Source organism: Halomicrobium mukohataei DSM 12286 (genome assembly GCF_000023965.1).
In the GTDB taxonomy this organism is placed as follows: Archaea; Halobacteriota; Halobacteria; order Halobacteriales; family Haloarculaceae; genus Halomicrobium; species Halomicrobium mukohataei.
In genome coordinates this window covers 2,737,381-2,763,218 of the sequence record NC_013202.1, presented here as the reverse complement: position 1 = coordinate 2,763,218, position 25,838 = coordinate 2,737,381, and the positions used below count along the sequence as shown (strand labels likewise).

General features: G+C 66.8%; 30 protein-coding genes and 1 tRNA gene. 9 read left to right on the top strand and 22 right to left on the bottom strand.

Annotated elements, in window-relative coordinates:
- Position 1: 1 nt before the first annotated feature.
- From HMUK_RS13955 to HMUK_RS13940, 4 genes are all read right to left on the bottom strand, one after another.
- Positions 2-835: a translation initiation factor IF-2 subunit alpha gene (locus tag HMUK_RS13955; RefSeq protein ID WP_015763827.1), complete on the bottom strand. Its 834-nt coding sequence runs from the start codon at positions 833-835 to the stop codon at positions 2-4.
- Positions 832-1,005: a 30S ribosomal protein S27e gene (locus tag HMUK_RS13950; RefSeq protein ID WP_015763826.1), complete on the bottom strand. Its 174-nt coding sequence runs from the start codon at positions 1,003-1,005 to the stop codon at positions 832-834. The genes HMUK_RS13955 and HMUK_RS13950 overlap by 4 nt, the downstream gene beginning before the upstream one ends.
- Positions 1,006-1,009: 4 nt before the next feature.
- Entirely contained in the window at positions 1,010-1,294 is a 285-nt protein-coding gene (locus tag HMUK_RS13945; protein WP_015763825.1) for a 50S ribosomal protein L44e, read from the bottom strand.
- 76 nt (positions 1,295-1,370) lie between these two features.
- On the bottom strand, positions 1,371-1,598 hold the full coding sequence (locus HMUK_RS13940; protein WP_015763824.1) for a hypothetical protein: 228 nt from the start codon (positions 1,596-1,598) through the stop codon (positions 1,371-1,373).
- A gap of 174 nt (positions 1,599-1,772) precedes the next feature.
- Between HMUK_RS13940 and HMUK_RS13935 the strand changes: the two genes are divergently transcribed.
- Both HMUK_RS13935 and HMUK_RS13930 read left to right on the top strand, forming a co-directional pair.
- Positions 1,773-2,033, top strand: coding sequence for an HAH_0734 family protein (locus HMUK_RS13935; protein WP_015763823.1), 261 nt, complete (start codon positions 1,773-1,775; stop codon positions 2,031-2,033).
- A gap of 151 nt (positions 2,034-2,184) precedes the next feature.
- Entirely contained in the window at positions 2,185-2,856 is a 672-nt protein-coding gene (locus HMUK_RS13930; protein ID WP_126967066.1) for a ribonuclease HI family protein, read from the top strand.
- Positions 2,857-2,912: 56 nt separating this feature from the next.
- On the opposite strand, the gene HMUK_RS13925 is transcribed toward HMUK_RS13930, so the two are convergent.
- Positions 2,913-5,297, bottom strand: coding sequence for a DUF2298 domain-containing protein (locus tag HMUK_RS13925; protein WP_015763821.1), 2,385 nt, complete (start codon positions 5,295-5,297; stop codon positions 2,913-2,915).
- A gap of 102 nt (positions 5,298-5,399) precedes the next feature.
- Between HMUK_RS13925 and HMUK_RS13920 the strand changes: the two genes are divergently transcribed.
- The 3 genes from HMUK_RS13920 (at position 5,400) to HMUK_RS13910 (ending at position 6,770) form a co-directional block, all read left to right on the top strand.
- Positions 5,400-6,167, top strand: a complete 768-nt coding sequence (locus HMUK_RS13920) for a glycosyltransferase (protein WP_015763820.1) — start codon at positions 5,400-5,402, stop codon at positions 6,165-6,167.
- Positions 6,160-6,621, top strand: a complete 462-nt coding sequence (locus HMUK_RS13915) for a GtrA family protein (RefSeq protein WP_015763819.1) — start codon at positions 6,160-6,162, stop codon at positions 6,619-6,621. Before HMUK_RS13920 ends, HMUK_RS13915 begins: the two co-directional genes overlap by 8 nt.
- Positions 6,622-6,695: 74 nt before the next feature.
- A tRNA-Met gene (locus HMUK_RS13910) sits at positions 6,696-6,770 on the top strand.
- A gap of 953 nt (positions 6,771-7,723) precedes the next feature.
- Here the strand turns inward: HMUK_RS13910 and hpt are convergent.
- From hpt to HMUK_RS13895, 3 genes are read right to left on the bottom strand one after another with little or no spacing between them, the layout of a single operon-like run.
- Positions 7,724-8,293, bottom strand: coding sequence for a hypoxanthine/guanine phosphoribosyltransferase (gene hpt, locus HMUK_RS13905; protein ID WP_015763818.1), 570 nt, complete (start codon positions 8,291-8,293; stop codon positions 7,724-7,726).
- 36 nt (positions 8,294-8,329) lie between these two features.
- Positions 8,330-10,195: a hypothetical protein gene (locus HMUK_RS13900; protein ID WP_015763817.1), complete on the bottom strand. Its 1,866-nt coding sequence runs from the start codon at positions 10,193-10,195 to the stop codon at positions 8,330-8,332.
- On the bottom strand, positions 10,192-10,680 hold the full coding sequence (locus tag HMUK_RS13895; RefSeq protein ID WP_015763816.1) for a hypothetical protein: 489 nt from the start codon (positions 10,678-10,680) through the stop codon (positions 10,192-10,194). Before HMUK_RS13895 ends, HMUK_RS13900 begins: the two co-directional genes overlap by 4 nt.
- Before the next feature lie 365 nt (positions 10,681-11,045).
- Between HMUK_RS13895 and HMUK_RS13890 the strand changes: the two genes are divergently transcribed.
- On the top strand, positions 11,046-11,504 hold the full coding sequence (locus tag HMUK_RS13890; protein ID WP_015763815.1) for a type IV pilin: 459 nt from the start codon (positions 11,046-11,048) through the stop codon (positions 11,502-11,504).
- A 202-nt stretch (positions 11,505-11,706) separates the two neighbouring features.
- Here the strand turns inward: HMUK_RS13890 and HMUK_RS13885 are convergent, their stop codons facing one another.
- The 12 genes from HMUK_RS13885 to coaBC all read right to left on the bottom strand — a co-directional run bounded on the left by HMUK_RS13885 (position 11,707) and on the right by coaBC (position 22,445).
- Positions 11,707-12,300 carry a DUF7344 domain-containing protein gene (locus HMUK_RS13885; protein WP_015763814.1) on the bottom strand — a complete coding sequence of 198 codons (594 nt, stop codon included), beginning with the start codon at positions 12,298-12,300 and terminating at the stop codon, positions 11,707-11,709.
- Positions 12,301-12,438: 138 nt separating this feature from the next.
- A complete protein-coding gene (locus HMUK_RS13880) occupies positions 12,439-12,948 on the bottom strand; it encodes a type IV pilin (RefSeq protein WP_015763813.1) in 510 nt (169 codons plus the stop codon).
- A 288-nt stretch (positions 12,949-13,236) separates the two neighbouring features.
- Positions 13,237-15,003 (bottom strand): Na(+)/H(+) antiporter subunit D, encoded by a 1,767-nt coding sequence (locus HMUK_RS13875; RefSeq protein WP_015763812.1) that lies wholly within the window; start codon positions 15,001-15,003, stop codon positions 13,237-13,239.
- Positions 15,003-16,703 carry a cation:proton antiporter gene (locus HMUK_RS13870; RefSeq protein ID WP_015763811.1) on the bottom strand — a complete coding sequence of 567 codons (1,701 nt, stop codon included), beginning with the start codon at positions 16,701-16,703 and terminating at the stop codon, positions 15,003-15,005. Before HMUK_RS13870 ends, HMUK_RS13875 begins: the two co-directional genes overlap by 1 nt.
- Positions 16,700-18,196 (bottom strand): monovalent cation/H+ antiporter subunit D family protein, encoded by a 1,497-nt coding sequence (locus HMUK_RS13865; protein WP_015763810.1) that lies wholly within the window; start codon positions 18,194-18,196, stop codon positions 16,700-16,702. Before HMUK_RS13865 ends, HMUK_RS13870 begins: the two co-directional genes overlap by 4 nt.
- A complete protein-coding gene (locus HMUK_RS13860; protein ID WP_015763809.1) occupies positions 18,189-18,545 on the bottom strand; it encodes a cation:proton antiporter subunit C in 357 nt (118 codons plus the stop codon). The genes HMUK_RS13865 and HMUK_RS13860 overlap by 8 nt, the downstream gene beginning before the upstream one ends.
- Positions 18,542-19,006: a Na(+)/H(+) antiporter subunit B gene (locus HMUK_RS13855; protein ID WP_015763808.1), complete on the bottom strand. Its 465-nt coding sequence runs from the start codon at positions 19,004-19,006 to the stop codon at positions 18,542-18,544. The genes HMUK_RS13860 and HMUK_RS13855 overlap by 4 nt, the downstream gene beginning before the upstream one ends.
- Positions 19,003-19,539 carry a DUF4040 domain-containing protein gene (locus tag HMUK_RS13850; protein ID WP_015763807.1) on the bottom strand — a complete coding sequence of 179 codons (537 nt, stop codon included), beginning with the start codon at positions 19,537-19,539 and terminating at the stop codon, positions 19,003-19,005. Before HMUK_RS13850 ends, HMUK_RS13855 begins: the two co-directional genes overlap by 4 nt.
- Positions 19,523-19,858, bottom strand: coding sequence for a monovalent cation/H(+) antiporter subunit G (gene mnhG / locus HMUK_RS13845; RefSeq protein ID WP_015763806.1), 336 nt, complete (start codon positions 19,856-19,858; stop codon positions 19,523-19,525). Before mnhG ends, HMUK_RS13850 begins: the two co-directional genes overlap by 17 nt.
- The gene (locus tag HMUK_RS13840; RefSeq protein ID WP_015763805.1) at positions 19,858-20,133 is read right to left on the bottom strand and encodes a cation:proton antiporter; all 276 of its coding nucleotides are present in this window, start codon (positions 20,131-20,133) and stop codon (positions 19,858-19,860) included. The genes mnhG and HMUK_RS13840 overlap by 1 nt, the downstream gene beginning before the upstream one ends.
- Positions 20,126-21,160: a monovalent cation/H+ antiporter subunit E gene (locus HMUK_RS13835; protein WP_015763804.1), complete on the bottom strand. Its 1,035-nt coding sequence runs from the start codon at positions 21,158-21,160 to the stop codon at positions 20,126-20,128. Before HMUK_RS13835 ends, HMUK_RS13840 begins: the two co-directional genes overlap by 8 nt.
- Positions 21,161-21,293: 133 nt before the next feature.
- Entirely contained in the window at positions 21,294-22,445 is a 1,152-nt protein-coding gene (coaBC, locus tag HMUK_RS13830; protein ID WP_015763803.1) for a bifunctional phosphopantothenoylcysteine decarboxylase/phosphopantothenate--cysteine ligase CoaBC, read from the bottom strand.
- Between the two features lie 65 nt (positions 22,446-22,510).
- Here coaBC and HMUK_RS13825 point away from each other — a divergent pair, with 65 nt between their 5' ends.
- Positions 22,511-23,068 (top strand): SRPBCC family protein, encoded by a 558-nt coding sequence (locus HMUK_RS13825; RefSeq protein WP_015763802.1) that lies wholly within the window; start codon positions 22,511-22,513, stop codon positions 23,066-23,068.
- Between the two features lie 86 nt (positions 23,069-23,154).
- On the opposite strand, the gene HMUK_RS13820 is transcribed toward HMUK_RS13825, so the two are convergent.
- Positions 23,155-23,826: a halocyanin domain-containing protein gene (locus HMUK_RS13820; protein WP_049940845.1), complete on the bottom strand. Its 672-nt coding sequence runs from the start codon at positions 23,824-23,826 to the stop codon at positions 23,155-23,157.
- 175 nt (positions 23,827-24,001) lie between these two features.
- On the opposite strand from HMUK_RS13820, the gene HMUK_RS13815 reads away from it, so the two are divergent.
- Both HMUK_RS13815 and HMUK_RS13810 read left to right on the top strand, forming a co-directional pair.
- Positions 24,002-24,742 (top strand): hypothetical protein, encoded by a 741-nt coding sequence (locus tag HMUK_RS13815; RefSeq protein WP_015763800.1) that lies wholly within the window; start codon positions 24,002-24,004, stop codon positions 24,740-24,742.
- 59 nt (positions 24,743-24,801) lie between these two features.
- Complete coding sequence (locus HMUK_RS13810; protein WP_015763799.1) at positions 24,802-24,999, top strand: DUF7333 family protein; 198 nt, start codon at positions 24,802-24,804, stop codon at positions 24,997-24,999.
- A 70-nt stretch (positions 25,000-25,069) separates the two neighbouring features.
- Here the strand turns inward: HMUK_RS13810 and HMUK_RS13805 are convergent, their stop codons facing one another.
- On the bottom strand, positions 25,070-25,813 hold the full coding sequence (locus HMUK_RS13805) for an acyl-CoA synthetase family protein (protein WP_015763798.1): 744 nt from the start codon (positions 25,811-25,813) through the stop codon (positions 25,070-25,072).
- Positions 25,814-25,838: the final 25 nt, after the last annotated feature.

Genomic DNA, 25,838 nt, shown 5'->3' with positions numbered 1-25,838 from the left:
CTTACTCTTCGTCTTCGTTGCGCTCGCGGTGGAACTCGCCGGTGCCACCGTGTTCGACGACGACCGCGCGGGCACGGTCGGCGCTGGCTTCGAGCTCGGATTCGGCGCGCTTGTAGTCGGGAGCCCGGACCTTGATCCGGTACTCGGGCGCACCGACGTAGGTCACTTCGAGTTCGACCTCCTCGGGCACGTCGGCGTCTGCATCCGCGCCGTCGGGGAGTGCGTCGGCGTCGCCCTCGGCGGCCTGGAGCGCCTGCTTGATGAGCTCGACGCCGTCACTGCCGGGACAGGTCAGGTCGACGTAGCCGGTCACGTCGACGTAGGGCACCGAGACGTTCTCGCGTGCGGTCTCGACGACGGCGTCGATCTCGTCCTCGGAGAGGTCCGTCTCGTCGAGGGCCTCCGTCCCGTGGATCGCCGCGGCCTCGAAGCCGTCGTACAGCGAGCCGAAGTCGGCGAGCAGTTCGTTTGCGACGGCGGCGTACTGCTCGTCGGCGAGATCCTCGCCGAAGGCCAGCTCCATCCAGTTGTCGGCCTTCTGCTCGTTTTTCCACTCCTGGATCTTCTCTTTGCGCTGGTGGTCGTTGACGTCCTTGATCGAGAGGTTGATCTGCTGGGCGTCCTCGTCGATCTCCAGCACTTTCACGACGACAGTCTGGCCCTCGTTGACGTGGTCGCGGACGTTCTTGATCCAGCCGCTGGCGACTTCGCTGATGTGACAGAGGCCGCGCTTGTCCTCGTACTCTTCGAGGTCGACGAAGACGCCGAAGTCTTCGATCTCGTCGATCTTGCCGACGGCGAGTTCGCCGGATTCGGGCCAGCCGCTGTACTTCATCGCTGTTCGACCGTTTCGAGGACCGCACCCTCGATGGTCGCCTTGCCGCCGGTCGGGCGGGCGAGCGTGTGCCCACAGACCGCGCAGGCGACTTCGGTGGCGGCCTTGCTGAAGACCGTCTGTTCGTTCTCACAGTCCGGACATTCGACGGAGAGGAAGCTTCCTGCCATCGTTCTAGTCCTGGAACTCCAGTCGGCCAGCTCGCCATCCCTCGCGGAGGTGGGCCTTGCCACAGTCGCTACAGCGGTACTTGAGGTTCGTCTTCTTGGTGGGCTTGTCCCCACCGGGCACCTTCGAGAACTTCCCGGAGTTCCCGATCCCCTTGGAGTTGCGGTCGGCCTGGCGGCCGCCGATCTGGGTCATGCCCGACGTGCGGCCGGAACGGACCTTCTCGACCTCGTGTTCGTTGTGCTCGTTACAGTGCGGACAGTACGTGTTAAATCGGCGTGGCATCTGCATAGATATCGACCTTACGGCGAGGTTACACAGCGGTGCTTAAAACCCCGACGGTTCGGTCCCGACCACGCCGACGGTATCAGGACAGCAACTCGACGAGCCCGGCGAGGAGTCCGGGAACGACCATCACCGCGAGGCCGGCGACGACGAGTCCGCCGGGCAGGAGGACCAGACCCGAACTGGTCAGCAGCCACAGTGCCAGACCCAGCACCACGATCGCCAAGCCGAGCAGGCGGAGGCCCCACACGACTGTCCCCCTGACGCTCGTCCCCGAATCCGTGTCACGTCGTCCGAACACCTCGTCCATGCTCGAAGCGATGTCGTCCCATCGACAAAGCTGCTGTGGCCGTTCGAGAGTCGCCCGTGACGGTCGGGCACTCGGCCCTGGCTGGCCCGCTCACGCCCCGCGTCGCTCGGTCACGACGGGAGATTCGCGCTCCGCACCGTAGAAGCTAAGTGCGCTGTCGGCAAAAGCCGGCGCATGAAGAAGCTCATTATCCACGGGGATCCCGGAATCCGGAAGGGTGCCACCATCGAGTACGACGGCGAGGAGTACGTCTGCTTCGCGATCGCCCGTCAGGGCGACTGGCACGGGCCGGACGAACCGCAGCTGTGGTGTACGATCGGCAAACCCGAGGAGCGCGAACGGTTCATGCGTCGTGAGTTCGTCGCGATGCACCTCGACACCGAAGACGTCGACGCCGGTGCGGTCGGCGTCGTCGAGCCACGCGGCGACGCCTGATCCTGCTGGCGGTCTGTTTCGTCCTCTCTGCGGTCACTGCCGGACGACGGTCCCTCGTAGCGACAGCTGTCGACCGTCGAAGAGCCCACCGACATCGATAGGTGGCTACGGCCCCGACGCCGCGTATGGAACGGTCGCGACGACAGCGGCGGTGGTCACGGTGACGGCGGCCCGTGATCTCCCGTCGGAGTCACTGTCACCGCTCGCCGAGCGCGTCGAGCGCGTCCTGGCCGCGTACGACTACGAGGTGTCGGCAGCGATCGACGCGATCGACGCGGCGGTCCCCGGCGTCGGCGGACTGTTCGAACCCGGAACCGAGCCGGCGGAGCTGCGAGCGGCGATCGAACGCGTGCTGTCGGCCGACGACCACGAGACACGGGTCGATCGCGACCTGGCCGGCGAGACGGCGATTCTCTACGTCGACGGCAGCTCTCGCGGGAACCCGGGGCCGGCGGGCGCTGGTGCCGTCGTGCAGGACGAGGCCGGCGAGTCGCTGCTCCGTCTCGCGCGACCGGTCGGCTCGCGGACGGACAACAACACCGCCGAGTACGCCGCGCTCGCGCTCGGGCTGGCGCGCCTGCTGGCGCAGTTCGAGCCCGCACGGATCGAGGTCAGGATCGACTCGCGGACGGTCATCCGGAGCGTCTGGGAGGAGCGGGCCGATCCCGGTGCCCAGTTCCGCGAGTACCGAGCGGCCGTCGTCGCGCTACTCGAACGGGCACCGGACGACGACTGGCGACACCTCGCGGACAGCGATCCGAACCCCGCCGACGCGCTGGCGACGGTCGGGGCCGACATCGCCGCGCTGGGTCCCGGTGGCTGACGCTCGCGGTCCGCGACCGGGACCGTCGAAACGGCGCACACGCCGTTTGCGACGGGCTATGACGACCCTCCCTCACTGTCGTCGGTGACCCGGTAGATCGTCACACCGTCGAACTCCTCGACCGGCTCGACGCCCGCCACCGCGTCGACGGTGATCTGATCGTAGGTGGCCCGCTCGACCGGGCCGACGTAGACGTACCGCACGTCGTAGCGTTCGAGCAGCGCGGCCTGCTCTTCGGGCTCGCCGGTGTAGATCGTCCGCACGTCTCTCAGTCGCTCCCGATACGGCTCGTCCCCGCGGTACTGTGCCTCGTGGAACCACCCGAGGACGGTCGGGCGTCCGGTCAGACTGGCCGGCGCACTCGACCCCTCGCCGTCCGAGGCGTCCCAGGTGTACCCGCCCGGTGCCGCCGTGACGAGGACCGGTCGCCCGGATCGATCGTCGAGCCAGTGGATCGCGGCGGCCTCCTCGGGATACTCCGAGTCGAGGTAGGCGAGCCCGTCCAGCGTCGGGTCCGAGCCGTCGAACGCGGTCGTCGCCGCCAGCGGCGCGTACAGCCCGGCACCGACGACGAGGACGGCGAGGGCGACGCGGGGCAGCGCAGATCGGACCCGACCGAGTGTGTCCTCTGGGACGGTGGCGCGGTTCGTGAACACCCACGCCAGCGCCGGCCCGAGGGCCAGACTCCACAGCACCCACACCTGCATCGATACCTTGAAGACGGTGTTCATCCGACCGGTCGGCTCCTTGAGGTAGACGAACTCGATCAGCGTCACGAGCCCGATGCCGGCGACGATCAGCACCGTCTCGAAGCCGGCGCTCGCCGCGCCGCCGTCCGAGCGTGCGCGGTCCGTGTCGCCAGCGGGTTCGGCGGCGCTCGGCGTCGTGCCGGGCCGTCGCGCGAGGGCCCAGCACGCGCCCACAAGCGGGACGAACAGGCCGAGGGCGGCGAGGTCGAGGACCGCGAAGCCGGCGATCGCGACGGCGGAGCCGATCGTCGCGGTGGTCGCTCGCTCGCCGAATCGCTGCCGGCCGCGAGCCGCGAGGTACGCGAGGAAGGAGGCCAGAAAGAGCCCGTGGACGAGCAGCAGTTCGGTGAGCGAGGATCGGTCCGGCAGGACGGCGATCTCGCGCCCGCTCGCCGGCCCGAGCCAGAACGGCAGCGACCAGAGCAAACCCAGCGCGACGACGGCGACGGCGACGCCCAGGCCGACGGCGAGGCGCGATCCCTCCCGCCAGAGGGCAGTTTCGGGGAACCGGTCGGCGAGTGGTTCGGGCAGCAGTGACCGTGCGTCGGCCGGTGCGAGGGCGACTGTCAGCAGCGCCAGCCCTGCCGGCGTCGGGAACGACCAGGTGTTCGTGACCGCCAGGAGGCCTGCGACTGGCGGGAGGACGCCGACCACGAGCAGCCGACGGCGCGTCACCTCGCGGGCGGGCGTCCGGTAGTAGGCCAGACAGACCGCCGCGGCGAAGACGAGAAACGCGGTACTCATCATGTGGGCGTGCATGTCGCCGTTGAACCACGAGAAGAAGGGGAACTCGTTGATCGTCGGCGCGGTCGCACCCGGGTCGGCGTCGCCGAACTGGAACGCGAAGTCGCTCCGGTGGTCGGTGATGACGCGGCTCGCGTCGAAGTAGTAGAACTGGCCGAGCCCGTCTGCAAGCCCGTCCCGTTCGATCCCGACGACGCCAGCGAGCCACGCGGACGGGCCGTCGGGCAGGAGTGCGAGCACCGCTCGCACCGGCGTCGTGAGGTTGCTCGCGAGCCCGACCGCGAAGACGCTCAGGACGCCGGCCAGCCGACGCGGGATCGAGCGGTCGGCCGCGACGTTGCCGGCGACGCCGTACACCGCGGTCACGAGCATCGCGTAGAAACCCGCCAGCGAGAGGTTGTAGGCGAACCGCCCCGCGGTACCGGTGATGCGGGTGAGAATCGCCGCGACGAGGTGGCCGCCGTAGTAGTACGCGACCGGCTCACCGGCGAACCACACGTCCTCGGGCGGCAGGGCTTCGGTTCGGACGAGCGACTTCAGCAGGCCGAAATCCAGCATCTTCTCGCCGATCGCCAGCGGGAGCGGCGCGATCACCGGGTCGCTCGCGCCCAGCGGGACCGCGAACACGCGCATCCCGACCAGGAACAGGAAAGCCGCGCTAAAGACCAGACAGCTCTCGCCGATCCGCCCCAGATCGAGGTCGACGCCACGACTCCCCGCCAGAACGACCAGCCCGACGAGGACGGCGACGCCCAGCCAGATCCCCGCCGTCATCGACAGTCGACCGACGAAGAAGGTGACCAACCAGACGACGGTGACCGACAGCACGACCGCGACGCCGGAGCCCCCGTCCTCGAAGCGCGGGAACAGCCAGCTCGTGACGACGCTGCCGGCCACCAGTAGGGCGAGATAGAGCGCCAGCCAGAGCGCGACGAGACCGTATTCCATTAGTGGGGACAGCGTCACCACCGATAATACGCTTTTTGCACTGCCCCGTTGTCGGCGGGAATGTCGAACTGTTTTTAGCCGCGGTCTCGATTGCCCGGACGAATGGATCAGTCGGTGGGTATCGTCGTCCCTGCGTTTCGACCGGACGTGGATCGACTGGGCTCGTACGTCAGGACGCTCGACGAGCAGTTGGCTCCGGCACGGATCCGTATCGAACTCGACGACCCGGAACCCGGCGTCACCGAGGGGCTGGCTTCGCTCCCAGCCACGGTCAACGCCGTCCCCTACCGCCGCGGGAAGGGAGCCGCGATCACCGCCGGCTTCGAGGCGATCGAGACGGACGTTCGCGCGTTCGCCGACGCCGACGGATCGACCGACGCGGCCTCTCTCGCACACGTCATCGACCGGGTCAGGGCCGGCGAGGCGGACCTGGCGGTCGGTTCTCGCCGTCACCCCGACGCGACCGTCAGCAGCCACCAGACCTTCGCGCGGCGGTTCCTGGGCGACGGCTTCGCCTGGATCGCCGGCCACCTGCTCGACGTGTCGCTGTACGACTACCAGTGTGGCGCGAAGGCGATCACGGCCGAGGGGTGGGAGCACGTGCGCACGCACCTCTACGACGCCGGCTTCGCCTGGGACGTGGAGCTGGTCGCGATCGCCGGTGCGCTGGGACTGACCGTCGCGGAGGTCCCCATCGAGTGGGAGGACAGACCCGGCTCGACGGTCTCGCCGGTGCGAACGTCGCTGAACATGGCGACGGCGCTCTTGCGCGCACGCCACCGGGCGAAGCGGCTGAGCGACAGTCGTCTCCACGCCGCTATCGCCGCGACACGCGAGGAGGGTCCCGCACTGATCGACAACGATGAGTAGCCGCCTCGCACCCCTCCGATCGTTGCTCTCGGGGGTCCGCTTTGGGAAGTTCGCCTCGGTCGGTGCGGTCGGTGCCGCCTTCGACACGACGACCTTCGTCGTCCTCGACCAGTTCGTCGGCGTCCCGACCGCCGTCGCCAACGCCGTCGGCATCGAGGTCGCGATTCTCGTGATGTTCGTCGTCAACGACAACTGGACCTTCGCGAGCGAAGGCGAGGACGACCGCCGCTCGCTGGGCGCGCGCCTCTTGCGCTCGCATCTCGTCCGTGCCGGTGGGTCGACGCTGCAGTGGAGCATTCTCTTCGCCGTCCTCGTCGTCTACGAGGTCGGCGTGCCCGTCTCGGTGGGCCCGGTCGACCTCTGGCCGATCTTCGTCAAGGGCGGCGCGATCGGGATCGCCATGTTCGTCAACTACGTCTTCGAGAGCATCTTCACCTGGCGCGTCCACGAGTGAGTGTGCCGCGAGAGGAACCCACAGAGGACGACCGAATCACAACCCTTAATCAGGGGGAGACGATACGAGATAGTAGCGGGATGGGATAGCCAGGAGATTCCGGCGGGCTCATAACCCGTAGATCGGTGGTTCAAATCCACCTCCCGCTATATTTTACCGACGCCAAACCGAGGAGCGAAGCGACGAGTTCGGCGTCGGGAAAGAGAGCACAGCGTGGATTTGAACTCGGGACGGAACGCGCAGCGAACGAAGTGAGCGAGCATTTCTTCCCCAAGTTCAAATCCACCTCCCGCTATATTTTGCCGCGAGCAAACTCGCGAGCGGCAAATCTACGCCGAGTGGATTTGTACCCTATTAGTCGCGCGCAGCGAAGCGAGCACGTCTGATTCCGGTTCAAATCCACCTCCCGCTATATTTTGCCGCGAGCAAACTCGCGAGCGGCAAATCTACGCCGAGTGGATTTGTACCCTATTAGTCGCGCGCAGCGAAGCGAGCACGTCTGATTCCGGTTCAAATCCACCTCCCGCTATAGTAACAATTGAAACGATTTACACACCGATCGCACTGCTGTCGTGCGACCGGGTGTGCATTGACTTTCAATGGCTACTATAGTTTCTGAGCGACCGACCGAACGAGATGTAGAGCGACGAGTGAGTCGGGCAGTATCCAGTCGAGTAGAGAACGGCTGTCGAGAGAGTTCGACTCTGTCTGCACGGCACCGCCGACAGTATCACGACGGCGAGGCGGATCGTCTACTGAACGCCCTCGACTCGCTCGACGGTTCTGTGCGGGATATCGTCACTCGCGACGCTCGTTCGATAGCGCCCGCGCAGAACCGCCGACCGCGCCTCGCCCGTTCGTCCGCCAGGCCAGCAGACGCGACAGCCACACGCCTCCCCAACCGATTCGCTCCCTCCGGTCGCTCATCCCTCGCGCAAGGTCGTCGCGGCACGGCGGCCGCGACAGCGCGCGCCGCGTCGCTCTGTCCGAGCGACGGAACGGGCCGAAGGACTCGAACGGACGCCTCGGCCCGTCCCGCTCGTGTTTTTCGGCGATTCGTTCCAGTTCGGTTTCGTCGCGACCGACAGTGAAGACGGCGCTTTTAGTCGTCGCCGTAGTCGTCGACCACGACGACCTCGCCGTCGACGACGTCGACGTTGATGAGCGTCTTCGCGTGGTAGCCGTCGTCTGCGAGCTTGTTCTCGCCGCCCTCCTTCTTGATGACACAGACGATGTCACAGATGTCCGCGCCGATGTCTTCGAGCGCGCCAGTGAGCGCGGCCAGCGTGCCGCCGGTCGAGAGCACGTCGTCGAGCACGAGCACGCGGTCGCCCTCGTAGACGTCGTTGACGTACATCTCGTTTTCCGAGTAGCCGGTGACCTGCGAGAGCGATACCTCGCCGTCGAGGCCGTACTGGCGCTTGCGGACGACGACGAGGGGGATGTCCGTCATTAGCGAGACCGCAGTGGAGATGTGAATGCCCATCGCGGCCGGCGTGACGATCTTGTCGACGTCTTCGAGTTCGGCCTTGCGGATGATCTTGATGACGATCTCGCGGAGCAGTTCGGGACGCAGCATCGGAACGCCGTCGCTGATCGGATGCACGAAGTAGTGGTAGCCGTCCTTCTCGATGATGGGTGCGTCCAACAGCGACTGCTTGAGCTGATCCATGTCGGCGGTACTTCGAGCCGGCACAAAAACCCGTCGTCAACGGAGCGGGATCGCGTCGGCCAGCGCCCGCACCATCGGCAACGCGTGTGCGCCGCCGAGACCGAAGTACTCGATCGCGGCGAACCCGACGAACGCCGTCGACGACGCGAGCGCCAGCCCGAACAGCGCCGCGCCGATCCAGTCGAAGCGCTCGGTCGCGACGGAGACCAGCGACCAGCTGCCCAGGGCCAGCGCCACGGCGAGGCCGAGGACGGCGTGAAACTGGAACGCTTCGGCACGGCCCACGTCGAGCGCGACGAGCGCGACGAGGACGAGCTGGCCGCCGATCAGCACGCCAGCGCTCCAACTCCAGAGCACCGTCCGCCAGTGGGCGTCGAGCGCTCGCCCAACCGGTGGGAGCCGCACGGCGAGGCAGACGAGGATGGGAGCGACGGGGAACAGGTACCGAACAGTCACCTGTGCGTGGAGCGGGAGTGAACCGATGTACACGAGCGTCAGCGCAACGGCAGCGAGAGCGAGGAACGCGTCGGCCGACGTGACGCCGTCTGGCAGTGATCGCCGTTCGATCGATCGTTTGGTTGCGACGAAGCTGGTCGAAACCGCCGCTACAATCGTCGCGAGGACGGGGGACGACTCCAGCAGCGTGAGGTTCGCCTCGGGAGTCCCCTCGGCGCGCTCGGCGACGTGCTCGATGTACCCGCTCCGAACCAGCGTTCGATACGCGTCTGTCGGGTCCGTCTGTAGCGAGTGGATACCGGCCCGAAAGAGTGCGAGAAGCTTCGTGAGCGGTTCGACTGCAGACTGTACGAGTCCGATCCCGACCAGCACGAACCGGGGGAGGGTTGTCGTGTCGCCACCGCCAGACGCGTCTCCAGAGGACAGATCGCCGGTGAGCGAGATGTCGCTCCCCTGGCTGACGGTCCGGAGCATCCGGGGAACGGTCAGCGGATCGCCGGTGATCAGCGTGTTCGTCACGAACAGCGGGACGAGCGCCAGCAGGAAGACGCCGCCGAGTACACCCAGAGTCCGCGGACCGTTGTCCGGCGCGGTCGGTACGTCGACGAGCACGAACGGGACGAACAGGACCAGTGCCTCGGGGGCGTGAATCCACGCCAGCAGCGCCAGCAGCGCGTAACAGACGGCCCGTGCCTCGAAGGCCCAGTCGCGATCGGCGTCGCGGCTGTACACCAGCCCGAACGCGACCGCCAGCGCGACCGCGGCCGTGACGACGTGGCGCTTGGGTACGGTCGCCCAGAACGCCAGCGGCGTCCCACCTACGGCGGCGACGGCGGCGACGAGCCCCCGTCGTCGACTGTCGGTGAAGGCGAGCAGGCGGAACGCCAGTACGCCGACGAACGCGGCGGCGGTCGCGTGCAGCAACTGCAACGCGAGTAGATGGCGGGGAACGGGGCTGATCGGCTCCACGAGTGCGACGTTGAGCAGGAACACCGCGGCGACGACGCAGCCGCCGCCGAGCCGTGCGAGGCGCTCGCGACCGAACTGCCGGCCGGCGAGGAGTACAGTCCCGTACACCAGCAGTGACCAGAGCGCCACCAGCGCGACGGGGAGGTCGGCGACGGCCTCGATCCCGCCCAGTGCGTAGAGGACGGGCAGCGAGAGGACGATCACGCCGTAGTTGCGCGAGTACGTCGAACCGCCGTAGAAGTTCGTCCCCGGCGACCGGAGCGAGCCGTACGCCGGCTCCGTCAGCGCGACGCTGCCGTCGGCGACGGCGGCCAGCCCGTTGGCGATCGTGTAAGAGTCGTTGATCAGAAACGCCGTGCGCCACAGCGCCAGAAACAGACAGAGGCTCCCGAGAAAGACGAGTAGCCCGACGCGGTCGCCAAAGAGGAACCGGTAGGACAGCCCGCGCAGTCGCGTCGCCCGCTCGCGGTCGATCATTCGATCACCTCCACCCTGATCGAGCGCTCCGCGACGACGCGGCTGCTGTCGTTCGCGCGGACGACCAGCGACAGCCGGCCGTCGTAGGCCGTCTGATTCACCGTGTCCGGCGCGAACGTGTCGTCGGACATCGACGCCGCGTACGAGCCGACGTTCTCCGCCGAGAGGAAGTGCGTCGTCGATCGCGTGTACCCGCGCTCGCTGATCTCCAGCTTGTAGACGAGCAACGGCCGGCCCTCGACGGCGGCGACCGCCACCGCGGCGTCGGGCACCTGCAGCCTGTACTCGCCGGCTCCGAACCGCCCCGCCGTCAGCGTCGACCGCTCTGGCAGCGACGCCGACTCGACCGTGACCGATCCGACACCGTACGCGGGCGTCTCGGCGTCGCTCGTCAGATCGACGGCCCCCACGAGCGGCCCGGAGACGAGCGTCGTCACCACGACGAGTCCGACGACTCCCCAGACGACGGCCCGGTCTACGTCCATCGTATCACGGCAGTGCGACACGGGAAATAAAGCTGTCGCGGTCGACGACGAGGTAGCGCCGCCGCTCACCGGTGGAAAAATCCTCGTACTGTTGGCGATCTCTTTGTGAAATCTTCACTATCTGAGACGGCGAACCCATTTGCAGATTTGCAATCGGTAGTAGCGGCCCCCCTATTTCATCGAGAAATGCCGTCCAACAGTATCCACGGGGGAGTGAGATATAGTGGATGGACTGCCTTTTCAAGTAGTGATATCCTCTTTCCAAGGGTCACTTGGGACCTTCAACACCAGCTTGAGAGCAGTAATCACTGCCAAACCGACTGGACCCTTTAATACATACCGGGTAAGAGACAGGAGTGGACAATATGGATCTGAAACGATTATTCGACGACGACGACGCAGTGTCGCCAGTCATCGGGGTCATCCTGATGGTGGCTATCACTGTAATCCTCGCGGCCGTGATCGCATCGTTCGTTCTCGGGCTCGGCGATCAGACGAGCCAAGCACCACAGGCGAGCTTTGGATTTGAATATGACTCGGACAAAGGTGAAGTGACAGTAACTCACCAGGGAGGAGACCAGATCGAGGCCCAAAACATTGTTTTCCGTGGTGATGTTGATAGTGCCAGTTCGTCCACTGCTGTTGAGAGCGAAGGTGATAGCTGGAATGATGGGGCAGATGCAGGGTCCACGTCGCTGATTAAAGCTGGGATGTCAACAATAGTCGGTGTTAACGGCGATGCTTACGAAATTTCGCTCGTCTACGAGGAACCCGGTAGCGATACGTCGACTACGCTGACGACCGATAGCGGTCCAACCGCATAATCGGTTAGCAGACTTTTTACTGTAGACGTTTTATGACAGCGGCAATCCGATAGCGTGTACGTCGATGTGACGTGGCATTACCGCCGGGAGTACGACAGGCCGATGTGGCAGCTGGCCTGCAATCGTCACTCGACTATGAGCCCGCCGCCGGTCTTCGTCGTTGGGTTTTGTTCGAGCGCGCACGCGACGACGCCCGACGGCGTCACTCCTCGTCGGCCTCGCCGTCGCAGTCGTCGACGGCCTCGTCGTACTCCGTGAGCGTCATCGTCCGGCCGGAGACGGTGTGGTAGGCCGCTGCGGCGGTGAGGATCGCCGCGAACAGCGTCGCCCACACCAGCGGCGAGACCATCGTGAACGGGAACACGCCGAGCCACAGCGTGGCGATGATCGCCAGACTCACCGCGCCAAAGGAGAGGTAGAACTCTCGCCAGGGGAACTCCCCGCCGGGGACGATCTCCAGGTACACCGTCAGGTCGTCGGTCTGTGGCGTCGTCTGGATCACGCCGTCGTCGGCGTCGTAGGCGACGATGCCGGCCTTGTCCATCTTCGGGAGGTGGGTCTGCTGGAGCGTGGTGTACACGCGCTTTCGCTGGGTCGACGTGACGTTGGTCTGGGGGCAGTCGTACTCCAGGGAGGCGACGTAGTCGGCCAGCTCTCCGAGTTCGACCGGGCCGCCGTGTCGACGGAGGTACTGGATGACGTAGCGCCGCCGCTTGTTCTGGAGTACCTCGAAGATCTCGCCCTTCGAGAGCGTTCGGGGTGTGCCCGTCGCCTGCGTTGCGTCGGCGTTACTCACAGTGTATCGGCCCCCAGCCGGTGCAGTCCCACGCGACCATCCTTCGTACAACTGGAATGTGGGATGATCCTATATAACCACGGCGGTTGCCCTCTTGATTGACATAACGAGCGAAACCGAGAGAAAAGGCGGCGTCAGTTAGGCGTCGGCCCCGTCCCAGCGACCGAGCGTCGCGGAGTTCCCGCCGTCTGCGGGCTGGTAGGTGACGCGGACGGTCGCGCCGCTGAGGTCGAGGCTGGAGGGATTACTTCCGCCGGAATCCTCGAAGAACGTGTGGTCGATTGTATCGCTCGTGCCAGCGTTTACATCCGAGTAGCTGCTGGATTCGAATAGGTCCCCCACGTACGAGTAATCAGTACTGGGGTTGTCAGAGTCCGTAGCACCTGACGCAGCCCCCTTGAGCTCGTTCGGTGAGATCGTCTCACCGCCGTTGTGGGTCACTTGAAGGGTGTCCCCGTTACTACCTCCATCTTCAGTGTAGTCGAAGCTGAAGCTGGCTTGCGGTGCGGTGTTGCTGATCTGGTCCCCGAGCCCGAGGACGAACGTTGCGATCACGGCCGCGAGGATCACGGTGATGGCCACCATCAGGATGACACCGATCACCGGGCTCACGGCCTCGTCGTCGTCGAAGAGTGCTTTCACGTCCATGTGTTGTCTCCGTTCGTCGCGCGCCTGCCGGCGAGCGGTCGGGGGTGTCGTCACGACATCCCATCTGCGACGCGCCGTCCGGTGCTCACGCGCTTGTCCAGAGATACCTGAGACAGGTAAATAAAGGCTCTTGCGCCAGTATCAAAGCAGAAAATTAGGCACGGCTTGAGACGCTGTTCTCGGGCTTCAGCGGCGGGTTGGCGACAGAATCAACGAAGAGAATGAACGGCAGCGTTCGTCTGTCGGTGGTTCCGTTTCGGCAGGGGATTCGGGCCCCGAGGATCGCGGTCAGAACAGCAGGATCAGCCCGACGGCGACGAACAGCGCGAGCACGAGGACGCTGAGGCCGATGCCGGCCCGCAGGGTCACGGGACCGTCGTCCTGGCTGTTGGCTCCGAACCGTTCGGCCACCCGTTCGGGGTGGGTCGCGACGGCGGTCGCGGTGGTCGCCGTCCGGACGGCGACGCGGTCGACCGCGCCGTACAGTCGGATCGTCCCGAGGACGACGCCGCGCGCGCCGTAGAACACCGCCGGGTTGTAGATGCGGTCCAGGTCCGGCACGCGTCCGAGCTTCGAGAGGGGCTTTTTCGTGGCGTAGAACCCGACGAGGCCAAGCACCGCGAGGACGACGCCCTCGGCGACGTGGGGGATCGTGTAGGTCTCGTACGGATGTGCGAGGCTCGCCGCGGTCACGTCGACGGGGAGAATCGAGAACAGCGCCGTGTCGTAGAGCCCGTAGACCACACAGAGGACGGCGACGACGACCATCGCGACGCTCTGGCCGCGGTTGGCGTCTCTCACCTCGCCGTCGTGCTCGCCGTGGAAGAAGGCGTAGTAGCCGAACTTGATGAACGACATGAACGTGCCCACGCCGCCGAGCAAGAGGAGCAACTCTAGCCCGGTGTACTCGCCGACGTGGACCAGCGCTTCCTTCTTGAAGTCGTAGTGACTCGCCGAGATGACGATGCCCTTGCTGACGAAGCCGTTGAAGCCGGGAAAGCCGGCGATCGACAGGGCCGCGACGCTGAACGCACCGGCCGTGATCGGCATCTCGCGGGCCAGACCGCCCAGCTTCTTCAGGCTCTCCTCGCCGGTCCGGTAGATGACGACCCCGGCAGTCATGAACAGCAGGGCCTTGTAGAGGATGTGGTTGAACACGTGGGCGAAGGCACCGCCGACGCCGAGTACTGATCCGATGCCGACACCGGCGACCATGTAGCCCACCTGTGACTGAATGTGATACGAGAGCAGCCGGCGCATATCGTTTTGCAGCAGGGCGTAGCAGACGCCGAAGACGGCCATCGCACCGCCCATGTAGGCGATCAGGAGGTGGCCGTCGGGGAACGCGCGATACATCCCGTAGACGCCGGTCTTGGTCGTGAACACACAGAGGAACACGCTCGCGGCGATGTGGGGGCGCGGGTAGGTGTCCGGCAGCCAGGTGTGCAGGCCCACGAAGCCGACGTTGACGCCGATCCCCAGCGCGGCCAGGATCGCGGCCGGCCCGGCGGCAATTCCCTCGCCGGTAAAGAGGAAGGTCCCCGCCACGCTGTAGTGCCAGAGGATCGCCCCCATCAGGAGGCTGCCGCCGAGGCCGTGGAGCAGGGCGTAGCGAAAGCCGGCCCGGACGGCCTTGCCGCCGTAGTGCCAGACCAGCAGCGTGCTGGTGACGGCCATCAGCTCCCAGAAGAAGATGAGGGTGAGCCAGTCACCGGCGAACACCGCGCCGACACTGGTCGCGACGTAGGAAAGAGCGAAGGCCGTCTGGACTCGCTCGGCGTCGCTGGCCAGCGAATACAGCACCGCCACGGCACCGATGATCCCGAAGATCAGGCCCATCAGCCGCGAGAACTCGTCGACGTTCAGCAAGACGGCGTCGAACCCAAGGAAGGTCACGTCGTGGTAGACGCCGGCCGAGATCGACAGCGACCACGGGACCAGCGCGCCCGTCGCGAGGATCCCCAGTCCGTGGCCGACGCGCCGCGGGAGCACGGCCACCAGCAGCGCGACCGCCAGCAGGACGAACACTGGCGGGACGGTCGCGAGACCGGTCATCAGACCATCACCCCCAGATTGTCGACGACGGTTGTGACGATCTCCAGGAAGACCGCCGTGTTGGGGACGATTCCCAGGACGACTGCCCCGGTCGCCGCCGCCAGGATCGGGCCGAGAATGAACCACGTGCTCTCACCGCCCCGCCAGCCGGCGGCGGTCCAGCCACCCTCGGGCGGCCCGCCGTGGTGGTCGTGCCCCTCGTCGTACTTGCCGAGGTGGTCCGTTTCGTAGGGCTCTGGCTCGTCGTCGGTGTGATCGTGGTCGCCGGTCTCGGCCCCGTCTGCCGCGCCGACCGGTTCGCCCCCGTCGGTCTCGACCGCGGTCTGGCCGCCGAAGATCCCCCGGACGAGAGGCTTCTCGTCGTGGTCGTCTGGCGACTCGAAGTACGCCTGGTAGACGACCGGCCAGAAGTAGCCGATGTTGAGCACGCCCGAGAGCAGCAGGGCCCCGGCGAAGAACCACCCGCCGCCCTCGATCGCGCCGATCACGATATACCACTTGCTGACGAAGCCGGCCAGCAGGGGAATGCCGGCCATCCCCGCGCTCGCGACGGCGAAGGCGGCCATCGTCAGCGGCATCCGCCGACCGATCCCGGCCATGTCCGAGATGTCGTCCGTGTGCGTCTCGACGTGGATCGCGCCCGCACAGAAAAACAGCGTGAGCTTCATGAACGCGTGAGCGGGGATGTGCAAGAGTCCGCCGATCAGCGCGCTCTCCTTGAGCAAGGCGAGCCCGAGGACGATGTAGGAGAGCTGGCTGATCGTCGAGTACGCGAGCCGGCGCTTCAGGTTGTCGCGACCGAGCGCGATGATACTCGCGATCAGCAGCGTCGCCGTCGCGACGACGGCAAGCGGTAACCCGACGCCCAGGCTCTCGACGGTCTCGGGGCCGAACACGTCGAGGATCACCCGAGCGAGCCCGAAGACGCCGCTCTTGACGACGGCGACGGCGTGGAGCAGCCCCGACACCGGCGTCGGCGCGACCATCGCGTCGGGCAGCCAGGAGTGCATCGGCATCAACGCGGCCTTGACGCCGAAGCCGGTCACCAGCAGCGCGAAGATGGCGCGAGCGATCGCCGGGTCGGTCGTCGCCAGCTCGGCGATCCCGCCGGGCGTGAACGCGGTCGTGCCGGTCGCCCAGAACAGCAGCACCGTCCCGGCGAGCACTGCGACGCCGCCCCCGAAGGTGTACGTGAGGTACTTGCGGCCGGCCGTGCGGGCCTCGTCAGTCTCGTCGTGGGTGACCAGCGGGTACGTCGCGACCGTCAGCAGCTCGTAGAAGACGAACAGCGTCAGGAGGTTCGCGGCGAAGGCCACGCCCACGGCGGCAGCGAGGCTGGCGGCGAAAGAGGCGAAGTACCGCGTCTGTGCGTGCTCGTCGAGGCCGCGCATGTAGCCGATGCTGTAGAAGCTCGTCACGATCCACAGCAGACTCGCCAGCAGGCCAAAGAGCAGGCCGAGCGCGTCCACCTCCAGTGCCAGTTCGATGCCGCTGGCGAGGGTAAACAGTGCGTACTCGTAGGTCTCGCCGCCCCAGACGACGCTCGGGACGAGACTCGCGATCAGGCCGAACTTCGTCAGCGCGGCTGCGATCGTCACGCCCTCCCGGAGGTTCCGTCTGCTACTCGTGGCGAAGATCAGCGGAATCGCCAGCAACGACGCCAGAATGGCGAGTACCGGTCGCAGTGAAGGATCGATCATGGGTGTGGGAAAGTACTGACAGTCTGTTCGACGATCTGTTCGACTAAGGGCGCGGTCCCGCCGAGGACGACCGCGAGCAGGGCCGCGGCGACGACGACGGCCACCATCCCCGTCGACACCGCCTCGCGTCCGTCACCGCCGTCCGGCATCGGCGTCACGTCCGTGGTACTGGCCGAGGGCGGCGCGGTGAAGTACATCCGCTCGAACAGCCGCGCGAAGTACGCGAGCGTCAGCAGCGTACTCGCGAGCAAGACGACGACGAGCGACCACGTGCCCGCTTCGACCGCGCCGACGACGATGTACCACTTGCCGACGAAGCCGACTGCCGGCGGGACGCCGACCATCGCGAACAGGAGCACGGCGATGCCGGCCGCCGTGACGGGTGCCCGCTCGCCGAGTCCTGCGTACTCCGTGAGCCGTCGTGCGCCGGTCCGTCGCTCGACGATCCCGGTCGCGGCGAACAGCCCGCCTTTCATGACGGCGTGGCCCACGAGGTGGACGAGCGCGCCGACGATGGCCACCTGCGTACCGACGGCGAACCCGGCGATCACCAGCCCGAACTGCGACACCGAGGAGTACGCCAGCATTCGCTGTACGTCCGACTGGGCAACGGCCAGCAGGCTCCCGGCGACGATGCTGACCGCGGCGACGGTCAACAGCGCCGTCTGTGCGATCGGCACGGCGTCGAAGAAGCCGACGGTAAAGACCGAGAACAGCAGGCGTGCCAGCGCGTAGGCCGCGACCGTCGAGACCAGCGCCGAGATGAGCGTGCTCACGGTGTCGTGGGCGCTGGCGTAGGCGTCTGGCTGCCACGTGTGCAGCGGGTAGAGCGCGACCTTGACCGCCAGCCCGCCGACCATCAGTCCGAAGGCCGTCAGCACGAGCGTGGAGCCGTAGCCCGCCTCGGCGAGCTTGCCCGCCAGATCGGCCATGTTGAGCGTTCCCGTCGCCGCGAGCAGGTAGCCCGCACCGAGCAGGTACAGCGACGCGCCGATCGTCCCGACGATGAGGTACTTCAGCGCGGCCACGGCGGCACTGGCAGACCGGCCGCTCGCGACGAGGCCGTAGGCGGCCAGTCCCGTGATCTCCAGGAAGACGTAGAGGTTGAACACGTCGCCGGTGGCGGTCATCCCGGAGAGGCCTGCGACCAGCAGCAGGTACTGGGCGTAGAAGCTGTCCGCGTGAGGCCCCGCCCGACGAGCGTACGCGAGCACGCCAAGGGAGACGGCGGCGATCAGGACGAGCACCACCGCCGAGAGCCCGTCGACGACCAGTTCGATCCCGTAGGGGGCGACGAACCCGCCCGGGACGTACGACACCGCGCCGCCGTCGACCACCGTCATCGCCAGTGCGACGGCGAGGACGGTCTGGCCCAACAGCGTTACCGTCGCGATCGGCCAGCCGAGACGGTCGGTGAACAGTCCGAACAGTAGCGGGAGCGCGCCGCCGACGATCGGCAGCGCGATCACAAGGACAGGAGCGTGTTCAATCATGGTCGAGTTCTCGCAGCACCTCCTCGTCGAGCGTCCCGTACTCCGCGTAGATGCGGACGATCAGGGCGAGCGCGACGGCCGTCAGGCTCACGCCGACGACGATCGCGGTCAGGATCAGCACGTGCGGGAGCGGACTGACGTACGGGCCCGCCCCCTCGTAGACGACGGCCGGACCGGCACCGCTCCGGTAGGCCGTCGTCACGAAGAACAGGAAGATCCCCGTCTGGAAGACGTTCATCCCGATGACTTTCTTCACGAGGTTGCTCGACTCGACGAGCATGTAGACGCCGATCCCGAGCAACGCGACGACCGCGTAGTAGTTGTAGTGTGTCAGGAACGTGTCGATCACGACTCGTCACCTCCGTCGATCGCGTGGCCGAAGCCGGCCGCGATCACGAAAAACAGACCGATAATAACGCTGGCGACGATCCCGCCGATCCCCAGCTCGACGAGCTCGATGCCGTACTTGCTGGCCTTCTCGATGGGGTACAGGTGGTATTCGAGGAACGTGCCACCGAGCAGGATCGATCCGAGCCCGATCCCGGCGAACGTGAGCACGCCAAGCGAGGCGATCGCCACGACGAGCCGACTGTCGAGCCAGTCTCGCGTGGCCTCGATCCCGTAGGCGAACGCCAGCATCATCACGACTGAGCCCGCGATGACGCCGCCCTGGAACCCGCCGCCGGGCGAGTCGGCCCCGTGGAACATGATGAAGAGGCCGAAGGTGAGGATGAAGGGGGTGACGACCCGCACCGTAGTCATGATGACCGTACTCTCGACGTACAGACCGGGCTGTTCGGCGTCGCTCATGCGAAGTCCTCCCGTCGGAGCACCGACAGTGTCGCCACGCCCGCGACGAAGACCACGACGGCCTCGCCGAGCGTGTCCAGTCCCCGATAGCCCGCGAGTACCGCGGTCACGGCGTTGTGGACCTCCGTCTGGTCGTAGGCGTTGTCGAGGTAGTACTGGCTCACCTCGCCGTCGACGACCGGATTGTCCGGGCCACCGATGGCCGGGAGCGCCGGGATCGTCGAGGCCATGACGGCGACGAACACGAGGACGACGATCGCCGTCCGGAGACTGATCGACTCGAAGCGCCGATCCTCGCTGGGCCGGGACGTGTTGGCAAGCGCCATCAGCAGCAGGATCGTCATGACGCCGGCCCCGACGGCGGCCTCGGTCAGGCCGACGTCGGGTGCCTGCAGGACGATCCAGATGATCGAGACCCCGAGGCTGTAGGCCGCGAAGGCGATCACCGAGGCCAGCACGTCACGCAGCACCGCCGTCCCGAGCGCACAGCCCAGGACGAACACGAGCAAGGCCAGTTCAACTGTCGTCGGCACTGTCAGTCACCTCCGTGTCGTCGGTCGTCCACGGTTCGATGCCCTGGTCGTCGGCAGCGCGAGCGATGGCGTGGGCGGCCGTCGGGTTCGTCAGGAAGATGAACACCAGCAACAGGACGGCCTTGATCGTCGCCAGCTCCGACTGGATCGCGATGGCAGCGCCGGCCAGCGACAGCACGGCGGCCAGCGTGTCGCTCTTGGAGGCCGCGTGGGTGCGGGTGTACACGTCGGGCAGTCGCACCAGGCCGACGGCCGCGACGAACCCGAAGAAGGCACCGGCGACCCCGAGGCCGACGGCGAGCCAGCCGATCGGCTCCATCACAGCACACCCCCGCGCTCGACGTTGAACTTCGAGAACGCGATGCTCAGCAGGAAGTTCAACAGCGCGTAGACCAGCGCCACGTCCAGGAACAGCTGGTCGTCGAACGCACCTGCGAGCAACGCGATGGCGATGACGGTGTTGGTACCCACGACGTTGACGGCGATCACGCGGTCGTGGGCTGTCGGTCCCTGATACACGCGGTAGAGGGCGACGACGGCGAAACAGACGAACAGCGCCGCGACGCCCTGCAGGGCAGTGGTCAGTTCAATCATCGACTACCTCCCCGTCGTCGCGCTCGGCGGGGCTCGCGATCCGAGCGGCGGCACGGCCGTAGAAGACGAATCGAACGGCCCGTTCGAGCACGCCGTCGAAGAGATCGTCCCGCGCCGACTGGGTCAGCGAGTGGATCGTGAACGAGCGCCTTGCCACGTCGACGGTCAGCGTTCCCGGCGTGAGCGTGATGCTGTTTGCCAGCGTCGTCACCGGCGTATCCCCCCAGACGGCCGCCCGGAGGCGCACCATCTTGGGGTCGATCGGCAGCGAGGGGTGTAACACCACGTACGCGACCTCGACGTTGGCCTTCGTGATCTCCCACAGCAGGAAAGGAGCGTACAGCGCCATTCGCACGAGCTGTCGTGCGAGCCGCCCGAACGACGGCTGCTCGCTGAAGGCGACGGGGGCCAGCAGGACCGCGACGATGCCGGCCGTCACCGCTCCGGTCAGTACGTCGAACAGAGACAGCGATCCCAGAACGAGGTAAAACAGCAGCGACGCGCCGAAGACGACGGCGGCCTTCCGCAGGGTCTCGGCACGCGCGAGTACGGTTCTGCGGGTCTGTCGCTCGACCGGTGCCTCTTCGATCTCGATCTCGCTGCGCGCGAGATCGACCTGCAGCGGACGCAACATCGGCGCGGAGCCGCCGGGATCGTACTCCGGATCGAGGACGATCCGGTCGACCCCGTGCGCTGTCGCGTACTCGATGAGCGTCTCGGCGTACTCGCCGGGAGAGAAGAGATATCTGTCGAGGCCGACGATGTCGGTCTCGACGGCGATCCCGTCAGCCTCGCTGCGGTCTTCCTGGGCCCAGGCCTCGACTCGTTCGAGCAGTTCCCTGTCGGCGGCCAGCTCGTCCGGGCCGTCGGGATCGATAGCTCTGCCACTGGCGACGACGACGAAGTGAACGGTCGCTTCCCCGGTTTCGGCCGCGTCACCGGCCGTCTCGATCGCGTACGAGACGGTGTCGCGTAACGTCACCGACTTGGCGACCGGAACCAGGAACGTTCGTGTGTTTGATGTCACAGTTGTCCAGTCCGAATACGGATCGTTGACGCGTGTTTCGACTCGTTCTGGAGGTACTTCGGCCCACGCATAACTATTTCGGGATCCAGTTTCGTCTGTCAGTTCGCGGAGTCCCACGCGCCGTGCGTGGCGTTTAGAGATGCCCCGTCAGCTCCGCGGCGACCCGCCGTCCGAGGCCCTGCTTGTCGCCCTCGTAGGTCGATACGTCGTCGCCCACGAGTAGCGCCCGCGTACGCTCAGCACCCATCACATCGGCGTCGTTGGCGACGACGAACGCCATGTCGACGCGGTCGCGAATCTCGCGGGCCCGTTCGACGAGCGTCTCGTCGTCCACGTCGGTCTCGGCTTTGAAGCCGACGATCGGCAGGTCCGGCCGCTCGGATCGAACGGCGTCGACCAGCTTCGGCGTCGGCGACAGCTCCAGGGTCAGCGAGGGCTCGCCGGACTTGATCTTTCGGTCGCGTTGCTCGACGGTGTAGTCCGAGATCGCCGCCGCCGAGAGGAGCGCGTCGGCGTCCGCACAGGCCTCTGTGGTCGCCGCCGTCATCTCGGCGGCGCTCTCGACGCGACGGACCTCCGCGACGGGCACGTCCGGACCGTCGTGGACCAGCGTCACGTCGGCTCCGGCGACGTAGCAAGCGCGAGCCAGCGCCCGACCGGTGCGCCCCGACGCCCGGTTCGACAGCGTCCTGAGCGGGTCGATCGACTCCGTCGTCGCGCCGCTCGTGACGACGACGTGCTCGCCAGCGAGGGGCTGCTCGCCGGCTGCACGCGCCGTCGCGGCGACGATCGCGCCCTCGCTGGCGATCTTCGCTTTCCCCTCTTCGAGGCGCGGAGCCACGAAGTCGACGCCCCACGACTCGACGCGGTCGATCGCGTCGAGCACGCCGGGGTGGTCGTACATCGGCTCGTGCATGGCCGGTGCGACGACGACCGGGAGATCCGCACCCAGCGCCGTCGTCGCACACGTCGTCACCGGCGAGTCGTCGATCGCACCCGCGATCTTGCCGACCGTGTTGGCGGTCGCTGGCGCGATCAGCAACACGTCGCCCCACCCGTCGACGCCACACAGTTCGACGTGTTCGACCGCCCCCGTCAGCTCCGTCACCACCTCGCCGTCCGTCGCGAACTCGACGGCCCACGGGTGGACGATGCCCGACGCGCTGTCGGTGACGACGGCCCGGACGGTCGCGCCCTGTCGGCGAAGCTCGTGGGCGAGTTCGACGGTCTTGACCGCCGCGATCGAGCCGGTCACCCCCAGGACGACGTTCACTCCCGAAAGCATTGCCGGTGGTTAGACGCGGGGTAGTATATAATGTCGGGCGACAGCCGCGATGGAGGGTCAGACCTATGCCGATCCCGGCCACACGTGTCACCGTGGACTCCGTCGACGTCAGCACCGTCGTGTACGTCTCGCCAGCGGAAGTCTACGAGTTCCTGATGGACTTCCCCGGCTACGCTCGCTACTCGAAGTACCTCACGGACGTAGAGCAACGCGGCGACGGGACGCCGGGCACGCAGTACGCGCTCCGCTTTGCCTGGTGGAAGCTCAGCTACACCGCCAGATCCGAGGTCGTCGCCGTCGATCCGCCGGACCAGATCGACTGGAAGATCACGAAAGACCTCGACGCCACCGGTCGCTGGCGGATCACGTCGCTCCCGGAGGAGCGACCCGAGGACGAGGACCACGCCACCGAAGTGCGACTGACGGTGAACTTCGATCCGGGGTCGGCGTCGTCGAGCGCGCTCGACCTCCCGCGGCTGGTGTCGATGGACTGGGTGATCGAGAAGGTAAAGCCGCTGATCCAGGAAGAGGCAGAGCGCGTGGTCGAGCGGATCGTCGCCGATCTGGAGGGGCGTCGGCGCGACGTGGAGCTAACGATTCACACCAGTCCCGACGCCGTCTGATACTATCGGCCGGCGCTCACGGACGACGTTCGTGATAGCGACGTGAATCGATCACAGCGGCGCGATTCGGCCGAAGACGGCGTGTGCTACTCCGGCGTGTCGTAGTCGCCGCCGTACTTCATGAACACGTAGGCCAGTCCCAGCGTCGCGGTCATCACGACCGACGCGGCGACGCCGAGGGACTTGATGCTCTCGGGGACGGCCGGTGCTGCGCTACTGCCACCGCCACCACCGCCGCCGCCGCCACCGCCGGAGTCAGCCGTGGGGTAGTCGGAGCCGACGACGATGGCACCTTTCATGTTGAGGCTCTTGTGGGGCACACAGTAGTACGGGTAGATACCGTCCTCTTCGAAGGTGTGTTCGTACTCGACGCCGGTCGTTTCGACGGCGTCGCCAGAGTCGAGCGGTCCGTCGCCATCGGAGACGACGTTGTGCCGGCCGCCTTCGCCGGTCCACTCGAACTGGACGGTCGCGCCGTTGTCGACGTGGACCGCCGCCGGCCCGAACCCGAAGGCACCGCCGTTTGCCTGGGTGCCGACCTCGACGGTCGTCGAGTCCTGCCCCGTGGCGTCGACCGTCTCGTCGAAGTTGCTCACGCTGCCTAACCATCCGCCGTAATCCGGTGTGCCGCCACCGCCGCCGTCGCCGCCCTCCTCTTCCTGGGCCGCCACGGTTCCGGCCGCCCCGGCGGCGGTCGCCGCGCCCGCGGCCGTCCGCATGAACCCACGGCGTGACACGTCGGCTGAACCCTCTGTCATACGCGGCGCTTGGGTGTCCCCCGTAGTATATACTTCGATACGGCTCCCCGACCACCGACGACTGCTCTGGAGTCCCGCGACCACACCGCTCTGACGGCTGTCGGTGTGCTGTCCAGTTGCGGTGACGGATTCACAGCCACAAGCCGTTAAATGGGGGCCACCCAAACGACGAAGTATGTCAGCCGGGAGCGAACAGGGCATCGTCGGGGGGATCCGGATCGACATCAAACGGCTTCACGAGACCTGGATGGCGCTGGTCTATCCCCGCCAGCGGGCCACGGACGAGAGCGTGCTGGGCAAGTGGACGCCCGACAGCCAGCTCGGACTCGCCCTCTACCGCCTCTGGTCGGCCGTCGGCCTCCCGGTCGTCGCTTTGACCTATCCGCTCGTCTTGCTGGGTGCCTTTCTCCGGTTCCAGACGCGACGGGTCGACAGCACCGCGACGCGGCTCGGCGTCGTCGGCGTCGTCGTGCTGTCGGTGCTCGTCTGGGGGGGCCTGATCGCGCTCGCACGGTACCAGCTCGCCCTCGCGACCGGCGGAATCGTCGCGGTCGCCGCCGCCAGCCTCGTAGCGACCGTCTCGGCCGCGCTGGCGGTGCTCACGCGACGCGCTGGCGGACGAGCGGTGACCGTCTTCGTCTCGTACCCGTTCGGCGTGACGGCGATCTTCCTGCCGCCGGTCGTCGCGGCGCTGTTCTCGCCGGCCGTCGCCGACGCCGTGATCCCGCTGAGTGACAGCCTCGCGCGCTGGCTCCTGTTCACCGTGATGGACCCGCTCGGTGCCGGGGAGTTCCTCCGGGCCAACTTCGAGCGGGAGGGAGCCGCCCATGCAATCATCTGGTTCGCCATTTCGGTGCCGCTTGGCTGGCTGCTGGGGATCCTGGTCACGCTCGCCGACCTCGTGCGTCCGACGTGACCGCCCGCGGGAATCACCGTCTCGACAAGGCTTTTGATCGCAGCAGCTAAGCGTCACACATGGAGTTCAACACCACGGTCACCGCAGCCGCGTTCGTCGTCCTGTTCGGCGTGCTCGCCGGTGGGACGATCACCAGTCCCATGCCCCAGACGCTGAGCTTCGGTATCACCGGCGGACTGCTCGTGTTCGGACTGCTCGTCCTGTTCGTCGGCGTCAAGCACGGCGAGTACCGCGCCAGCCACTATAGTAACAATTGAAACGATTCACACACCGATCGCACTGCCGTCGTGCGATCGGGTGTGCATTGATTTTCAACGGCTACTATAGTCAGCGGACGCTTTTCGGATCGATCACGCGCGCTCCAGTCGAGGCACCGTCCCCGACAGCTACGGTACCGGACTGATCCTCGCCCAGCAAGATCGTCGCACCGGTTCGCATGGGGGCAAGCACACCGGCGATTAGCGTCCCCGGCTCGGTCAGGGGCGCGGCGATCGTCACCTCGTCGCTTGCGGTGAGATCGTACTCGTCGACGACGCGGTCGGCTCCGGCCAGCAACTCGCCGTGGGTGTACGTGCGGTCGGCCGCCAGCACGGGATCGTCCGGATCGAGCGCCGCGGGCGGTGCCAGTGGGTTCTCGCTCCAGGCCTCGCGTTCGAGGTGTGCGACGGTCGGATCGTCGGGCGGTCCACCGTAGGCCAGTGCCTTCGTGCCGGGTGCCAGCTCGTAGCGGGCGACCCAGTCGTCGGGTGCGATCATCGCCTTCGCGTCGACGGCCGTCGGCGGTGCGAGATCGACGACCGCGCCGTCGACCGCCGCCGCGAGGACGGCGAGGACGGGGTCCGGTGTCCCGCCGAGCCAGCCCGGTTCGTCGTCCGCAGTCGGCGCTTTCGGACCGACGACGACGGCAACGCGAGCCCCCTCGCGGACGCCGTAGTGGCGCAAGAGATTCCCCGTCTTCCAGACGTTGATCGCGAAGTCGGCGTAGCTGTACGGTGCGGCTCGGTCGCTCGACGCGAACAGCGAACCGTCGCTGTCGCGTGCGTCGGCGACGAGGTCCCCGAGTGTCTGCATGGCCGGCAGTTAGGGACGGGGTAAG

Bases quoted from the DNA above. Each gene is read 5' to 3' on its own strand.
- HMUK_RS13955 (WP_015763827.1), bottom strand. From the start codon at position 835: ATGAAGTACAGCGGCTGGCCCGAATCCGGCGAACTCGCCGTCGGCAAG.
- HMUK_RS13865 (WP_015763810.1), bottom strand. From the start codon at position 18,196: ATGATTGAACACGCTCCTGTCCTTGTGATCGCGCTGCCGATCGTCGGC.
- HMUK_RS13825 (WP_015763802.1), top strand. From the start codon at position 22,511: ATGCCGATCCCGGCCACACGTGTCACCGTGGACTCCGTCGACGTCAGC.
- HMUK_RS13895 (WP_015763816.1), bottom strand. From the start codon at position 10,680: ATGGACGTAGACCGGGCCGTCGTCTGGGGAGTCGTCGGACTCGTCGTG.
- HMUK_RS13870 (WP_015763811.1), bottom strand. From the start codon at position 16,703: ATGATCGATCCTTCACTGCGACCGGTACTCGCCATTCTGGCGTCGTTG.
- HMUK_RS13815 (WP_015763800.1), top strand. From the start codon at position 24,002: ATGTCAGCCGGGAGCGAACAGGGCATCGTCGGGGGGATCCGGATCGAC.
- HMUK_RS13890 (WP_015763815.1), top strand. From the start codon at position 11,046: ATGGATCTGAAACGATTATTCGACGACGACGACGCAGTGTCGCCAGTC.
- HMUK_RS13915 (WP_015763819.1), top strand. From the start codon at position 6,160: ATGAGTAGCCGCCTCGCACCCCTCCGATCGTTGCTCTCGGGGGTCCGC.
- HMUK_RS13935 (WP_015763823.1), top strand. From the start codon at position 1,773: ATGAAGAAGCTCATTATCCACGGGGATCCCGGAATCCGGAAGGGTGCC.
- mnhG (WP_015763806.1), bottom strand. From the start codon at position 19,858: ATGGAGCCGATCGGCTGGCTCGCCGTCGGCCTCGGGGTCGCCGGTGCC.
- HMUK_RS13820 (WP_049940845.1), bottom strand. From the start codon at position 23,826: ATGACAGAGGGTTCAGCCGACGTGTCACGCCGTGGGTTCATGCGGACG.
- HMUK_RS13940 (WP_015763824.1), bottom strand. From the start codon at position 1,598: ATGGACGAGGTGTTCGGACGACGTGACACGGATTCGGGGACGAGCGTC.
- HMUK_RS13805 (WP_015763798.1), bottom strand. From the start codon at position 25,813: ATGCAGACACTCGGGGACCTCGTCGCCGACGCACGCGACAGCGACGGT.
- HMUK_RS13950 (WP_015763826.1), bottom strand. From the start codon at position 1,005: ATGGCAGGAAGCTTCCTCTCCGTCGAATGTCCGGACTGTGAGAACGAA.
- HMUK_RS13855 (WP_015763808.1), bottom strand. From the start codon at position 19,006: ATGAGCGACGCCGAACAGCCCGGTCTGTACGTCGAGAGTACGGTCATC.
- HMUK_RS13875 (WP_015763812.1), bottom strand. From the start codon at position 15,003: ATGACCGGTCTCGCGACCGTCCCGCCAGTGTTCGTCCTGCTGGCGGTC.
- HMUK_RS13900 (WP_015763817.1), bottom strand. From the start codon at position 10,195: ATGATCGACCGCGAGCGGGCGACGCGACTGCGCGGGCTGTCCTACCGG.
- HMUK_RS13925 (WP_015763821.1), bottom strand. From the start codon at position 5,297: ATGGAATACGGTCTCGTCGCGCTCTGGCTGGCGCTCTATCTCGCCCTA.
- HMUK_RS13920 (WP_015763820.1), top strand. From the start codon at position 5,400: ATGGATCAGTCGGTGGGTATCGTCGTCCCTGCGTTTCGACCGGACGTG.
- coaBC (WP_015763803.1), bottom strand. From the start codon at position 22,445: ATGCTTTCGGGAGTGAACGTCGTCCTGGGGGTGACCGGCTCGATCGCG.
- HMUK_RS13945 (WP_015763825.1), bottom strand. From the start codon at position 1,294: ATGCAGATGCCACGCCGATTTAACACGTACTGTCCGCACTGTAACGAG.
- HMUK_RS13880 (WP_015763813.1), bottom strand. From the start codon at position 12,948: ATGGACGTGAAAGCACTCTTCGACGACGACGAGGCCGTGAGCCCGGTG.
- HMUK_RS13810 (WP_015763799.1), top strand. From the start codon at position 24,802: ATGGAGTTCAACACCACGGTCACCGCAGCCGCGTTCGTCGTCCTGTTC.
- HMUK_RS13840 (WP_015763805.1), bottom strand. From the start codon at position 20,133: ATGATTGAACTGACCACTGCCCTGCAGGGCGTCGCGGCGCTGTTCGTC.
- hpt (WP_015763818.1), bottom strand. From the start codon at position 8,293: ATGGATCAGCTCAAGCAGTCGCTGTTGGACGCACCCATCATCGAGAAG.